This window comes from Lactobacillus kimbladii, assembly GCF_014323605.1.
Taxonomy (GTDB): domain Bacteria; phylum Bacillota; class Bacilli; order Lactobacillales; family Lactobacillaceae; genus Lactobacillus; species Lactobacillus kimbladii_B.
This window is the reverse complement of sequence record NZ_SCMB01000001.1, coordinates 201,925-214,929: the sequence shown is the minus strand read 5'-3', so window position 1 is coordinate 214,929 and position 13,005 is coordinate 201,925. Positions and strand designations below refer to the sequence as shown.

The window sequence follows — 13,005 nt, the reverse complement described above, 5'->3', positions numbered from 1 at the left end:
AGCAAAATATAAAAGCTAATTGAATGAAAAACTTATAGTTTAGTTTTAAAAAATTTTGCAGTTTTTTTACATTTATGCAAGAGTATTAAGAAAAGGTTAGCAATGCTTTACTTTATTTGTATCAGCCATTTTTTAGTATACAATATTATGTATTGATAGAATTTTTATAAATAACGAGGTAGAGAAGCAAAATGAACTTTAGTCATAAATTTATGATGGTATCGGCTGCTGCGTTAATTGGTGTCAGCCCTGTAATAGGAGCAGGTCAATTTACTGTTGTGCAAGCGGCTGACAAGGTTTCAACTAAGAAAAACAACAATTCAAAGCAAAATACGATTAAGTTAAGTCATAATGCGTATGTTTATGACAAAAATGGTAAAAGGTTAAAGACTTATATGGGTAGTGCTAAGAATACAAAAATTGGTAAAGGCATCACCTTGACATTTAGTGAGAAAGTTACAATTAAAAATAAGGAATATTATAATTTGGGTGGCAATGCTTACGTTAAGGCAGCCAATGTTGGCTATGTCAATGGCAAGAAGGTTGTAAAACCTGCAGCTAAAGCGAAAGCCAAGATAAAGCATAATGCCTACATTTATGATGCAAAAGGTAAAACCGAGAAAAAGAAGATAAAAAAGGGGCAAACAGTTACAGTTGACCAGCTTATTTATATCGGCAAAAAGTTGTTTTACAGAATCAGCGGTCAAAGCAACCAGTTTATTAAGGCAGCTAATGTTGGAAAAACGACAGGTGCTAAGTTAAAGCCAGTTAATAAAAAGCCAAGTAAAGATGATAATTCACCAAGTGACAACCAGAACGATCCTACTGTGATCACATTAAGTCATAATGCTTATATTTATGATGGCAATGGTCATTCGACTAAAACTTTGATTAGAAAAGACGAAAAGATTACAGTTGATCAACTTAAATATATCGGCAAAAAGCTGTTTTATCGTATTAAAGACGATAACTTCCCTGGCGAAGAGCAATGGGTTAAGAAAAATAACGTCGGTATAGTTTCTGGCAAACAATTGCAGCCGACAAATTCTAAGCCAGAAGATGATACGGATATCACAATAATTACTTTGGCACGCACTACTAATGTATATAACAGCAAAGGTGTGGCTCAACCAACAAAAACTTTTGCTAAAGGTCACAGAGCACGAGTTACCGAATTAAGGTACATTTGGGTAAAAGATGATAATAAGGCTGAATTATTCTACAAATTACAAAGTGACAAGAATGGTTATATTAAACAAGACGATATTAGTAAAGTTAGTGGTGTTAAACTTACGCCAGTCAATACTCCTGATACAGCTAAAGATGAAACAGTTACTGCTGGTTCAACTGATAAAAAGAGCTTACAAGACTTGTTAGCTCAAGATGCGGCAGTTAAAGCAAGTGATTCATATAAACTTTCTGCCAAAGTTCTGCGTAGTGCTTATGATTCGGCCATTTCAACTGGTAGTCAAGTTAATACAGCTATTGCGACTGTAGCGCAAGTTAGTGATACAGTAAACCAAATAAATAATGCGAAGGCTGCTCTAAATGGCAAAAAAGTTGTCGTTAGTGATTTAAAAAATTTGACTATCAATGAATCTAATGAAATAGTTGATTTGGTTGCCAGTGTAAACGGCGTTGATAAAAGTGCAGTTCAGTTTAGCAACAATAATACAGTTTTGACTGTTACAAGTGCTAATGGTTTCCAGCAAACTTTAAATATTTCAGACTATGTTGCAACAAATAATTAGTGCTCTGGCATTTCAAAATAAGACGACATCTTTTGGAGATGTCGTTTTTCTATATGATTTTGTAGTGAATTAGTTAGGTACTTCATTTACTAAAACCATTTTTATGTAATATTATTGAAACGTTTCAAATAAATGAAATGAGGTTAGGAAATGGTAAAAAAGATTTTCACGAAAAAACTTTTTGTAGGTCAGCTCTACATCTAGTATGCAAACTGATGTAGCTGTCAAAAAGGGAGATAAGGAAAGTCAGTTTATGACGTTCATAGAGCAAAAGATGGCAGTTCAATTAAGGTATAGATATTGATAAATATCACCGCTATCCAAAAGATCTGGATATATTTATTGATTTAGGGATTAATTGCTATCGTTTCCAAACCTCTTGAAGTAGGGTTAATCTTTTAGGAGATGGTAATTTTATGCCATTCAGTTATTATCAAAGTTCAACAATGTAGTTTATGTGTGCAAGCAGGTATGCTGTACCATGTAATTATCAAAAGAGAATGATTAGGCCTATAGATACAGTGCATTTTGCAACGACTAAAAAGAATTAAGACACGATTATTGGGCATTAAACCATATGTTTAATCAGGTGAATTATGAAAATCAGTTACTTATTAACTAAATGCAGACTTAATTTATTATAAATTAGGAGATGAATATTATGTTATCAAATTCCAGTCAAACTATAGAAAATGAACAAACTATCAGAGATTACTTTAACTCTTGGATTAAAAAAGATTTTTCTAATCTTGATAGTTGGTTTAACCAGGATGTCTATTACCGTGAATGCTATGGCGCTACTTATGAAGGGTTAGATGAGTTAAAAGCCTATATTAATTCGAAGTCTAAAGAGCAGACAGTTTTAAAATGGGATATTTTTAAAATTGAACAAACTGATACTGGTAAATTTGTTGTTACTTGGTATTTTGATGCTGTAGAAAAAGAGGAATATTGCTTCGATGGGGTGTCACTAATAGAGTTTACTGGGAATAAGATAAAGAAGGTTGTGGAATATTCAACTAAACATGAAATCTTTCGTCCATTTAAAGAAAAAATCTAAATCAAAGTCTTTCTCATTGAGGGTGACAAACAATAGATGCATCTTTTTATTAAATAATAATTAAAAAGATGCATTTTATTAGTAAAAAAATATGGTATATACCATTTTGATCACCTGACTAATATCGGTTAGAGAATATTGAACTATATTGGTGTAGACCAAAGCCATAAAACGTACAGCATCAACAATTCCCGACTGCAAAAAGGTAAACGGTTCCATCTGCTATGGTATAATGCAAGTGTAGTGAAATATTAGTAGGAGGAATTATTATGAATGCTATAATTAGCTGGCTAAACAAGCATCTCGTTCCTGTTGCAGTTAAGATCGGTTCTGTTCGCTGGCTTGTTGCATTGCGTGATGCCTTTATCTCAATTATGCCGATTATGTTGGCTGGTTCAGTAGCTAGTGTCTTAAATGCTATCTTTAGGGATGTTCCCACTAACCTAGGATGGACGGGCGTTGTTAACTCAATGCAATGGCTTATCAATATCAATGCGTTGGTATGGACAGGTTCTACTGCAATTTTAGGCCTGCTGTTTGCCTTTACATTTGGCTATCACATGTGTGTTCAATATAAAGTTGAACCGATCGCAGGGGGCTTGCTGACATTAGGTACCTTTATCATGAGCTTGCCTCAGAGCTTTTCAGCTGACTTAAAAAATGTTCTTACCAAGGGTGATATAAAAACCTTAACTGCTGCTAATATGGCTGTTAATGGTAAGAATATTAGTGCTTGGGGCTGGTTCAATTTTAATAAGTACTTTGGTGCTTACGGCTTCTTTACCATAATGATTATGGGTGCTATTTCTGTTGCAGTTTACATTGCTTTAGTTAAGAGACATATTACTATTAAAATGCCTGACAGTGTTCCACCCGCAGTTTCCAATGCCTTTACAGGTATTATTCCTGCAACTGCTGGTTTGTTCGTTGTTGGTATTATTAACTATCTATTCAGTCTTAGAAATACAACGGTGATTGACTTAATTGCCAAAACAATTCAAGAGCCGTTAATGAAGATGGGCCAAGGTTATGGTTCATTATTACTCATAGTGTTCCTAGTTCAACTATTTTGGTTCTTTGGTATTCATGGCACCAATGTCTTGGCTCCGGTCACAGAAAGTATTTGGACTACCGCATTGATTGCCAATACTAATGCCCATAAGATGCAAAAGGCATTACCGTATATGTGGACTAGAAGTGACTTTGACCTTTATGTTTGGATCGGTGGTGCAGGTTCAACTCTGTTACTTATTTTAGCCGTTCTTGCTTTTTCAAAGCGTGAAGATGAACGTGCCGTTGCTAAGATTTCACTTGTACCTGGGATCTTCAACATTAATGAACCTATGATGTTTGGTATGCCAATCGTTTTAAACCCAATTTACATTATTCCATTTGTTCTTGCTCCATTAGTTATGGTATCAATTGCATATGGTGCCTTAAGTCTTGGCTTGGTAAACAGAGTTGCCGTACAGACAACCTGGGCAATGCCGCCATTCCTTAATGCTATCATTGCTACTATTGACTGGCGTTCAGTTATTTTACAAATTGTCAATATGGTCGTTGGTTTCTTGATTTATGTGCCATTTGTAATTGCTTCTAATAACGTGGACCCTCAAAAAGTTAATAAAGTTTAAGGAGCAATAATTTTATGAAACAGTTGGGTATTTCACTTTATCCTGAGCAAAGTACATTTGAGCGGGATAAAGAGTATATGGATTTGGCTCATAAGTATGGTTACAGGAGAATTTTCACCTCACTTTTGCAGTTAAAAAGTGCAAGTGGTGAAGATATACTTGCAAAATTAAAAAAAGATGTTGCTTATGCAAACGATTTGGGTTTTAAAACTGTAGTCGATATTAATCCCGTTTTGTTTAAAGACCTAAAAATTGATTATAATGATCTAGTTTTCTTTCATGATCTCGGAGTCTGGGGCTTGCGGTTAGATGAGGGCTTTAGTGGCATGGAAGAAGCTGCCATGACTCGTAATCAATATGGACTCAAGATTGAACTGAATATGAGTCGGGGTACAAATTGTCTTGACAGTATTATGGCTTATGATCCGGAGAATGATAACCTAATTGGTTGTCATAACTTTTATCCACAAGAATATACGGGTTTAAGTGAAAAGATTTTTAATGAATATTCACAAAAGTATCGTGATTATGGATTGCATACTGCTGCGTTTATTTCATCTAAAAATGCTAAATTTGGTCCGTGGCCTGTTCATGAAGGGCTTCCAACAATGGAGAGCGATCGTAAGCGCAATATTTTTAGTCAGGTTACTCACTTACGCTTGAGCAAAATGATTGATGACATTATTATTGGCAACGCTTTTGCCAGTGAAGATGAGTTAGCTGCTGCAGCAAATGCTTTTAACAGTTCATTTCCTACTTTAGAAATCGATTTTGAAGATGATGTTTTACCAATTGAGCAAACGATTTGCTTAAAAGAGCCTCATTTGTATCGCGGTGATGCTTCTGCATTTCTGTTACGCGACACGCAGCCTCGTGTTGTTTATGCTAAAGAAGATATTCCAGCTCATAATAATGACAAAGCTTCTTTTGCAAGAGGAGATATAGTTGTTGTTAATGATAAATACCCGAGGTATAAAGGAGAGCTTCAAATTGTTTTAACACCGTTTGCTAATGATGGCAGACGTAATCTTGTAGGACACTTACATCCCGATGACTTAGACTTGTTAAAATCTATTGAACCTTGGAGTACGTTTATATTGCAAAAAAGTTAATTACATTGACTTAATTATTAAAAGTCGTGGACACTAATCCACGACTTTTTTAGTTACTCATAATCTCCGTATATATAATATAATAATGACTGTAAGTGATTTCACATGTCAAGGAAAAAATAAATGGAATGAAAAAGATTGGATTTAGCATTAACGGTGTACCAAATATCATAAGCTTGGAAATTCCAAATAATGCTTATACATTGCTTGGTACGCTTCCGTTGTTAGAATAGCAATCAAAATGGCAAAGATAATTCCACGTCCATCCCAATAACTAATATCTGCAAAGTTTCAGTAAAGCCAAGTTTTTTAGGATCAAAAACTAACAAAAAAATCCTGCTAAATAAAACATAATAGGTAATAGAGGATTTTCTTTGTAATGCTGGCATAAAAAGTAGGTAATATCTACGCAAATAAAAACAGACATTGCGCTCATCGAAACGGAACTTAACCAAGAAAGTGTTAAAGCATTCGTTTGAACAAAGTGAGCCAAAGCTATTAATAAGCCATCTAGTGTAAAGGTACCTAACACTCAGTTGTTAGCATAATTATCAACATTCCGCATGGCAATTTTAGTTTCAACCGTTTCATCTATAACATCAATTGGAGAATAACTATGAACAATGCCTATTTGTCCCTGAAATTTTTTCTGACCAAATTTTGAATGGCTAATTCATTTGCATGCATTATGTTAAAGCCGCAAGTGATCGTGTATTACAAATCATGCTCAGTTGGCAGATAGTTGCCGATAAAATAGCTACTGACAGTAAACCATTTGGGTTCGTTAAAAGTTGTCCAGAGTTTAATCTTGTCACCAAAAGCTTTAAAACAAACTTCAGCTGGGCAAAAGCACGTTGGTGTCGAGATTGAACCAGCCACCAACTACTGTGGCAGATCCCAGTGTAAAGTGACACAAAGGCGTTATGTCATTTTTAAGGCAACAATTAATTAGTTTATTGTAAAACTCAATTCCTTTCGGACTAATATCCCCGGCACGATTTTTGATAATGCGTGGCCAAGACAAAGAAAAACGGTATGCATTTTGACCACCATCTTTCATCATTTTGATATCCTCTTCAAAATGATGATAATGATCGCTAGCTACATCACCGTTTTCTAAATTATTTTCATGTAAATAATGATCCCACATGGATTCAGCCTTATCATCAACATTCCATGCACCATCACACTAATAGGATGCTGTAGCGCTACCAAAAGGAAGTTACTATTCATATAGCTAAAATAACTGGTGAAAATATTTTTTATTTGCAAGAGTAAAAGCTGAATATGTGAAGTACTTAAATTTGACAGTCATTTTTTCAAACAGTATCAACTGTTATTTTGGTATTCACTGGAGTTTAGCTAAAAACTTATATAATTTACTTCATAAACTAAGATTCAGGGCTTGAATGTCGTTCGTTAAAGTTGAATAATAATATCAGAAGTAACTTTTTCAGACAACTTTTGGTAAAATAATAAGTTGTTAACAATTTTAATACGGAGGAAATTATGTCTTATAAAGACAATATGATGTTGTTTGCCCTCAATTCCAATGTTCCGCTGGCGGAAAAAATTGCACAGCGGGTGGGGGTACCCCTGAGTAAGTCCAGTGTTCAACGCTTTAGCGATGGTGAAATTCAAATTAACATTGACGAATCTGTCCGGGGTAAAGATGTCTATTTGATTCAGTCAACCAGTGTACCGGTTAATGATAACCTAATGGAATTATTAATCATGATTGATGCTGTGCGTCGTGCCAGTGCTCAAACAATTAATATCGTGATTCCTTATTATGGTTATGCTCGCCAAGATCGTAAGACTAGACCACGTGAACCAATCACTGCTAAGTTAGTTGCTGACATGTTACAAGAAGCTGGAGCTACCAGGGTCTTGTCACTTGATTTACATGCACCACAAATTCAAGGATTCTTTGATATCCCTGTTGACAACTTAATGGGTGCACCACTACTTGCTGATTACTTTTTGAGAAACAATTTGCAAAAAGATGCTGTTGTCGTTTCACCTGATCATGGTGGCGTAACGCGTGCTCGCAAGTTAGCAGAGTTCTTAAAAACGCCAATTGCCATTGTTGATAAACGCCGTCCACGTGCCAATGTTTCTGAAGTAATGAACATCATTGGCAATGTCAAGGGTAAACGTGCAATCATTATTGATGACATGATTGATACTGCGGGTACGATTACTCTAGCTGCCCAAGCTTTAATAGATGCTGGGGCAACTGAAGTTTATGCCAGTGCTACGCACGCAGTTTTATCAGGACCTGCTATTCAAAGATTGAATGATTCTCCGATTAAAAATCTGGTTCTAACTGATTCTATTAATCAACCAGTAGAAAAGAAATTGGAAAAAACTCTTCTGGTATCTGTTGGTCCGCTTATTGGGGATGCAATTAAATGCATTCAAAAACATGAACCACTTAGTCCATTGTTTAACACCAGATATGAAAAAGATAAACATTAATTGAATACAGAATTTACTAAGATCTGCTTAACTTAAGCAGATCTTTTAGTTTGGCAGAATTACCACTTAGTCAGCTTTATTGACCCCTTAGTGAAATTCTATTGCATTTAAAATAAAATTAAAGTTTAATAAAAACATACCAAAGATGAAAGGATAAAAGAGCAATGTCACTTAAAGAACTTTTTAAAACCAATATTTTTCGTGGTGTTTTTATTTTAATAATTTTCTTATGTTATGCCGTTTGTGGAACATTGGCAACATACCTTTTTAAATATGCAATCAATGATTTAACCAAAGGCAATTGGGATAGATTTGTATTTTGGTTAGTCATTGATTTTACTGTCTCAATCCTTACTGTTTTGTCCTTACCACTGGGAACCTTTTTATTTAATAAGCAAGTTCAAGAATGCTTACATAATATTCGTTCTCAAATAATGCGGCGGTATTACAATTCTGGCGGTTATAAGGTATCAGAAATACAAAATGAGTTAGGCAATAATCTCAAGATTTTAACAGACGATTATGCTACGCCTTGGATTCAAATTTGGACCAACTTGTTAAGTCTTATCTTCGCAATTGGTACATTGATAACTCTTCACTGGTCATTAATTTTATTTGTTGCTGTAGCGGCAATTATTGTGTTGACTCTACCTAAAATTATGACAAAAAAGTTATCTAATTCCACAGCCGCAGCAGCCAAGAAAAACGCACAGCTTTTAAATACAATTGAAAATTGGTTTTCTGGTTTAAGTGAATTGCGCAGATACAGTGCAAGTGGCCGATTAGATAGAGCACTTGGTCAAGATAGTCGGAAACTGGCAGAAGCCAATGTTTATAGAAAAAAAGTACAAGGGATCTCGATTAGTATTAACGGCTTAGGTAATGCTATTGGTCAAATTGGGTCAAGTTTATTCAGTGGACTACTATTTTTTAATCATATAATCACTTTGGGTGATTGGTTTATAACAGGTAGCTTTGCTTCGACCATTTTTAATGGTCTCTGGGAAGTTATCAACGCAATGACGCAAATGAGATCAACCAAAAAGTTACGTCAGGAAATTGCTGATTTAACAAAACCAATACCTGAAAAAAAGCCTGGAACGGTTGTTTATGGTGTTGAATGTCACAATTTGAAAGTGCAATATCAAAATGGAGAAAGTATATCTTATCCTGATTTTACTATTAAGAAAGGCGATAAGGTCTTACTTTCAGGAGATTCAGGCACAGGTAAGTCAACTCTATTCAAAGTCCTGCTGGGACAACTTAAGCCCAAAACTGGTGAGGTCTACTTTACTGCTCAAGACGGGACTAAAATTCCGCCTCAGCAAGCTCGACTAGGTTACATAGCACAAGATGCAACGCTCTTTCCTGATACTATTGCAAATAATATTACGATGTTTAACAGTAAACTGGTTGGCAAACTAAAAGAAGCTGTCCAAAAAGTTCAGTTGGTACCAGATTTAGCAAAGTTTCCAAATCAAATTAATACAACGGTTGATTTAGATCAAGGCAATTTATCAGGTGGACAAAGACAAAAAGTAGTTTTAGCCAGGGCTGAAATTCATGATGAACCATTTTTGTTACTTGATGAAGCAACTAGTGCAGTTGATAGTAAATCTACCAGTGAAATAATTGGCAATTTGCTCGATACCGATAAAACACTTTTAATGATTGCACATAACTTCAGTCCGAAACTAAAAGACAAGTTTGATTATCAAATCAATTTAAAATCAAATAAAAAATCAGGTAATCAAAATGACAATTAAAGAATTTTATAGGATAAATCCTTTACGCTTTATTGTTTTACTTTTAATCAATATTGGTTTATATGCACTGCCAATTCTTGGTACTGTACTCAGTATTATAGAAACTACGGCAATTCAACAAGGCAATTTTAAAATATTTTTAATTATTAATGTATGTGCTTTTGTATGTTTAATGGCAGATTATCTACTGCAAGGGCTGTCACAATATATTTTGTCTCAGCAGGAAGAGCAATATAATGTTGCAATCAGGGATAAAACCACTAAACATTTTTATGCAGATCAAAAAGACCATGCAGTAGCACAAGTTCAAAACCGGTTAACGAATGATATAGTTCAAAGTCAGCAAAATTATATTACTCCTTTTTTTAGCTTAATTGGGGGAGTAGTCATTATAGTTTCTACCATTATATTATTGGTTTCATTACATTGGAGTTTGCTTGTTACCATATCAATAATGGTACTAATCTCCTTAATTTTGCCAAAGCTGTTGGAGAAGCCCTTGCAAAATTCAATGATTCAAGTTTCTAAGACCAACCAAAAATATCTAGATTGCCTGGAGAAATGGCTTAATGGACTTGCAGAAATACAACGCTATTTTAGTGGTGCAAAATTATTTAAGGTAACGAGTAAAGCTGCTAAAAATTTAGAAGATGCTAATGTTAAACAGAATGGTGCTATGCAACTACTAACCGTAATAAATGGCCTAGTATCGGCAATTTTCTCTTTGATTTTATTTTCATTAGCTGGTTATTTGTTTCAACAAAAACTAGTTGTGTTTGGTGCCATTACCGGAGTGGGCAACTGCCAATCATATTTGAGACAGGGAATTCAGATTATAGTAACCTCTTATGGGAAAATGAAGGGGTCCGAAACTCTAAATAAAGAAATTGCTAAAACAGCGACACCAGTAGAAAAGGTGCAAACTACAAAAAAGGTAAGACCAGTCGCTATTAGCACTCACAATCTTAATTTAAAATTTCCCAATGGTGAAAGGTTGCAGTTTCCTGATATTAATATTGAACAAGGTGAAAAAATACTGTTGACTGGAGATTCAGGGGCTGGCAAATCAACATTGTTTAAACTTATTTTAGGACAAATCAAGCCAAGTTCTGGACAAATCATATTCAAAGATAAAGATGGTTCAAGGATTAATCCAGATATGAGTAAAATTGGCTATATTCCGCAAGACCCTGTGCTTTTTCCGGTAAGTATTGCTGATAACATGACTATGTTTTTCGATAAATTAAAAAGTGCACTGCCACAATTAGTTGAAAAAGTTCAACTTGCTGGCGATATTGCCAAGTTTGATGATGGTTTAGAACAAAAAATCGATTTAAACAAATTGAATATTTCTGGTGGTCAAAGACAAAAGATTGTTCTAGTACGAGCTTTAGTCCATCAAAGTGAAATTTTTTTGATTGATGAAGGAACCAGTGCTATTGACCAGCAAGCGACAATGCAAATTTTGCGGGAAATCACATCGAGTTCTGCTACAGTAATCTTTATTGCACACAGCTTTAATGATCAGATGAAAGAAATGTTTGACAGAGAAATTCACTTAACGAAAACATAAAGCAATAAAAAGGAGGTAAGATATTATGACAATTAAGGACTTTTATAAGCAAAACCCTTTGCGCTTCATGATACTAATTTTGATTACCGTTTTAGAGTGGACTTTACCAATTGTAACTACACAATTAATTATGCTTGAAACCACAGCAATTCAGCAACAGAAATTCCAACAGTTTTTAATTATAAATGTCATTTCATTTATGCCTTTCCTATTTCAATATATAATACAAGGACTGCATGCGTTCCTTCTGTCAAAACAACAAGAGGAATTTAATTTTCATATCAGAAAAAGATCTGTATCTCACTTTTATGCGGATCAAAAAGAGCATTCTGTTGCCCAGATTCAAAATCGATTAACAAATGACCTGAATCAGAGCCAAGAAAATTATTTTGCACCATTTTTTAGTCTAATTGGTGGTGTTATTAATTTAGTATCTGTAGTTGTTCTGCTTATTTCATTACACTGGAGTTTACTTCTCACAATTATTTTGATGGTGGCTATTTCGTTAGTGTTACCAAAATTATTAGAAAAGCCACTACAAAATTCAATGACCAAGATATCAAAGAGTAATAATCAATATCTCGATTGCTTAGAAAAGTGGCTTAATGGCCTTGAAGAACTACAACGTTATTTTGCCGGAGGAAAACTATTTAAAGTAACTAATGATGCAGCTAAAGAGCTAGAAGATGCTTATGTCAAGCAAAATGGGGTTTCGCAATTACTAAGTATAATTAATGGATTGGTATCAGTTTCTTTTTCATTAATTTTATTCTTACTAGCGGGTTATTTGTTCCAAGCTAAAATAGTAGCATTTGGTGCAATCACTGGAGTAGGCAATTGTAATTTCTACTTAAGGCAAAGTATTCAAATCATAGTTAGTCGCTATGGACAAATAAAGGGCTCCAAAACTTTAAATCAGGAGATTGCTCAAACGGCTGCGCCAGTTAAAAAAGAGCAAGCTGAAGAAGTAGCAATTCCAGCATCACTTAGTACCCATGATCTTAGCTTGCAATTTCCTAATGGTGAAAGCCTAATTTTTCCAGACATTAATATTAAGTCAGGTGAAAAAGTGCTTCTGACTGGTGATTCTGGAGCTGGGAAATCAACCTTGTTTAAACTCATTCTAGGAGAAATCAAACCAACTTCAGGGCAAATTATTTTTAAAGACAAAGATGGTGCTGTGGTTAACCCAGATATGAGTAAAATTGGCTATATTCCCCAAGATCCTGTACTTTTTCCGGTAAGTATTGCTGACAACATGACGATGTTTGTAGACAAATTAAAGAGCGCTTTACCGTCATTGGTTGAAAAAGTACAATTAGCAGGTGATATTGCCAAATTTGATGAAGGATTAAATCAAAAAATCGATTTGAACAAGTTAAATATCTCAGGAGGACAAAGACAAAAAATTGTTCTGGTGCGGGCTTTAGTTCATCAAAGTGAAATAATTTTGATTGATGAAGGAACTAGTGCAATCGATCAGCAAGCTACTATGCAAATCTTGCATGAAGTTAAGTCTACTCCTGCTACCGTTATTTTTATCGCTCACAGTTTTAATGAACAAATGAAACAGCTTTTCGACAGAGAAATTCATTTGGTCAAAAAAGTTAAAGATTGAAAAGAATTAT

General features: G+C 34.6%; 11 protein-coding genes. 9 read left to right on the top strand and 2 right to left on the bottom strand.

The features are described from left to right. The first annotated feature begins 191 nt into the window (after window positions 1-191). From ERK18_RS01140 to ERK18_RS01120, 5 genes are all read left to right on the top strand, one after another. Window positions 192-1,751: an SLAP domain-containing protein gene (locus ERK18_RS01140; protein WP_187153937.1), complete on the top strand. Its 1,560-nt coding sequence runs from the start codon at window positions 192-194 to the stop codon at window positions 1,749-1,751. 293 nt (window positions 1,752-2,044) lie between these two features. Then, window positions 2,045-2,134, top strand: a complete 90-nt coding sequence (locus ERK18_RS09595) for a family 1 glycosylhydrolase (protein ID WP_187154253.1) — start codon at window positions 2,045-2,047, stop codon at window positions 2,132-2,134. Window positions 2,135-2,412: 278 nt separating this feature from the next. Beyond that, on the top strand, window positions 2,413-2,811 hold the full coding sequence (locus ERK18_RS01130; RefSeq protein WP_187153936.1) for a nuclear transport factor 2 family protein: 399 nt from the start codon (window positions 2,413-2,415) through the stop codon (window positions 2,809-2,811). Window positions 2,812-3,080: 269 nt separating this feature from the next. Beyond that, window positions 3,081-4,445 (top strand): PTS sugar transporter subunit IIC, encoded by a 1,365-nt coding sequence (locus tag ERK18_RS01125; RefSeq protein WP_187153935.1) that lies wholly within the window; start codon window positions 3,081-3,083, stop codon window positions 4,443-4,445. Between the two features lie 14 nt (window positions 4,446-4,459). Next, the gene (locus tag ERK18_RS01120) at window positions 4,460-5,557 is read left to right on the top strand and encodes a DUF871 domain-containing protein (RefSeq protein WP_187153934.1); all 1,098 of its coding nucleotides are present in this window, start codon (window positions 4,460-4,462) and stop codon (window positions 5,555-5,557) included. A 714-nt stretch (window positions 5,558-6,271) separates the two neighbouring features. Here ERK18_RS01120 and ERK18_RS09445 read toward each other — a convergent pair. Next, complete coding sequence (locus tag ERK18_RS09445) at window positions 6,272-6,436, bottom strand: family 1 glycosylhydrolase (protein WP_315984341.1); 165 nt, start codon at window positions 6,434-6,436, stop codon at window positions 6,272-6,274. Then, window positions 6,393-6,707 (bottom strand): family 1 glycosylhydrolase, encoded by a 315-nt coding sequence (locus tag ERK18_RS09440; protein WP_261982400.1) that lies wholly within the window; start codon window positions 6,705-6,707, stop codon window positions 6,393-6,395. The genes ERK18_RS09445 and ERK18_RS09440 overlap by 44 nt, the downstream gene beginning before the upstream one ends. Before the next feature lie 359 nt (window positions 6,708-7,066). On the opposite strand from ERK18_RS09440, the gene ERK18_RS01110 reads away from it, so the two are divergent. The 4 genes from ERK18_RS01110 (at window position 7,067) to ERK18_RS01095 (ending at window position 12,995) form a co-directional block, all read left to right on the top strand. Beyond that, window positions 7,067-8,038 (top strand): ribose-phosphate diphosphokinase, encoded by a 972-nt coding sequence (locus ERK18_RS01110; protein WP_046332547.1) that lies wholly within the window; start codon window positions 7,067-7,069, stop codon window positions 8,036-8,038. 164 nt (window positions 8,039-8,202) lie between these two features. Then, window positions 8,203-9,804: an ATP-binding cassette domain-containing protein gene (locus tag ERK18_RS01105; RefSeq protein WP_187153933.1), complete on the top strand. Its 1,602-nt coding sequence runs from the start codon at window positions 8,203-8,205 to the stop codon at window positions 9,802-9,804. Continuing rightward, window positions 9,794-11,377: an ATP-binding cassette domain-containing protein gene (locus ERK18_RS01100; RefSeq protein ID WP_187153932.1), complete on the top strand. Its 1,584-nt coding sequence runs from the start codon at window positions 9,794-9,796 to the stop codon at window positions 11,375-11,377. The genes ERK18_RS01105 and ERK18_RS01100 overlap by 11 nt, the downstream gene beginning before the upstream one ends. Before the next feature lie 25 nt (window positions 11,378-11,402). Continuing rightward, window positions 11,403-12,995 (top strand): ATP-binding cassette domain-containing protein, encoded by a 1,593-nt coding sequence (locus tag ERK18_RS01095; protein WP_187153931.1) that lies wholly within the window; start codon window positions 11,403-11,405, stop codon window positions 12,993-12,995. Window positions 12,996-13,005: the final 10 nt, after the last annotated feature.

Bases quoted from the DNA above. Each gene is read 5' to 3' on its own strand.
- ERK18_RS01105 (WP_187153933.1), top strand. From the start codon at position 8,203: ATGTCACTTAAAGAACTTTTTAAAACCAATATTTTTCGTGGTGTTTTT.
- ERK18_RS01130 (WP_187153936.1), top strand. From the start codon at position 2,413: ATGTTATCAAATTCCAGTCAAACTATAGAAAATGAACAAACTATCAGA.
- ERK18_RS01125 (WP_187153935.1), top strand. From the start codon at position 3,081: ATGAATGCTATAATTAGCTGGCTAAACAAGCATCTCGTTCCTGTTGCA.
- ERK18_RS01110 (WP_046332547.1), top strand. From the start codon at position 7,067: ATGTCTTATAAAGACAATATGATGTTGTTTGCCCTCAATTCCAATGTT.
- ERK18_RS01120 (WP_187153934.1), top strand. From the start codon at position 4,460: ATGAAACAGTTGGGTATTTCACTTTATCCTGAGCAAAGTACATTTGAG.
- ERK18_RS01100 (WP_187153932.1), top strand. From the start codon at position 9,794: ATGACAATTAAAGAATTTTATAGGATAAATCCTTTACGCTTTATTGTT.
- ERK18_RS01095 (WP_187153931.1), top strand. From the start codon at position 11,403: ATGACAATTAAGGACTTTTATAAGCAAAACCCTTTGCGCTTCATGATA.
- ERK18_RS01140 (WP_187153937.1), top strand. From the start codon at position 192: ATGAACTTTAGTCATAAATTTATGATGGTATCGGCTGCTGCGTTAATT.
- ERK18_RS09440 (WP_261982400.1), bottom strand. From the start codon at position 6,707: ATGTGGGATCATTATTTACATGAAAATAATTTAGAAAACGGTGATGTA.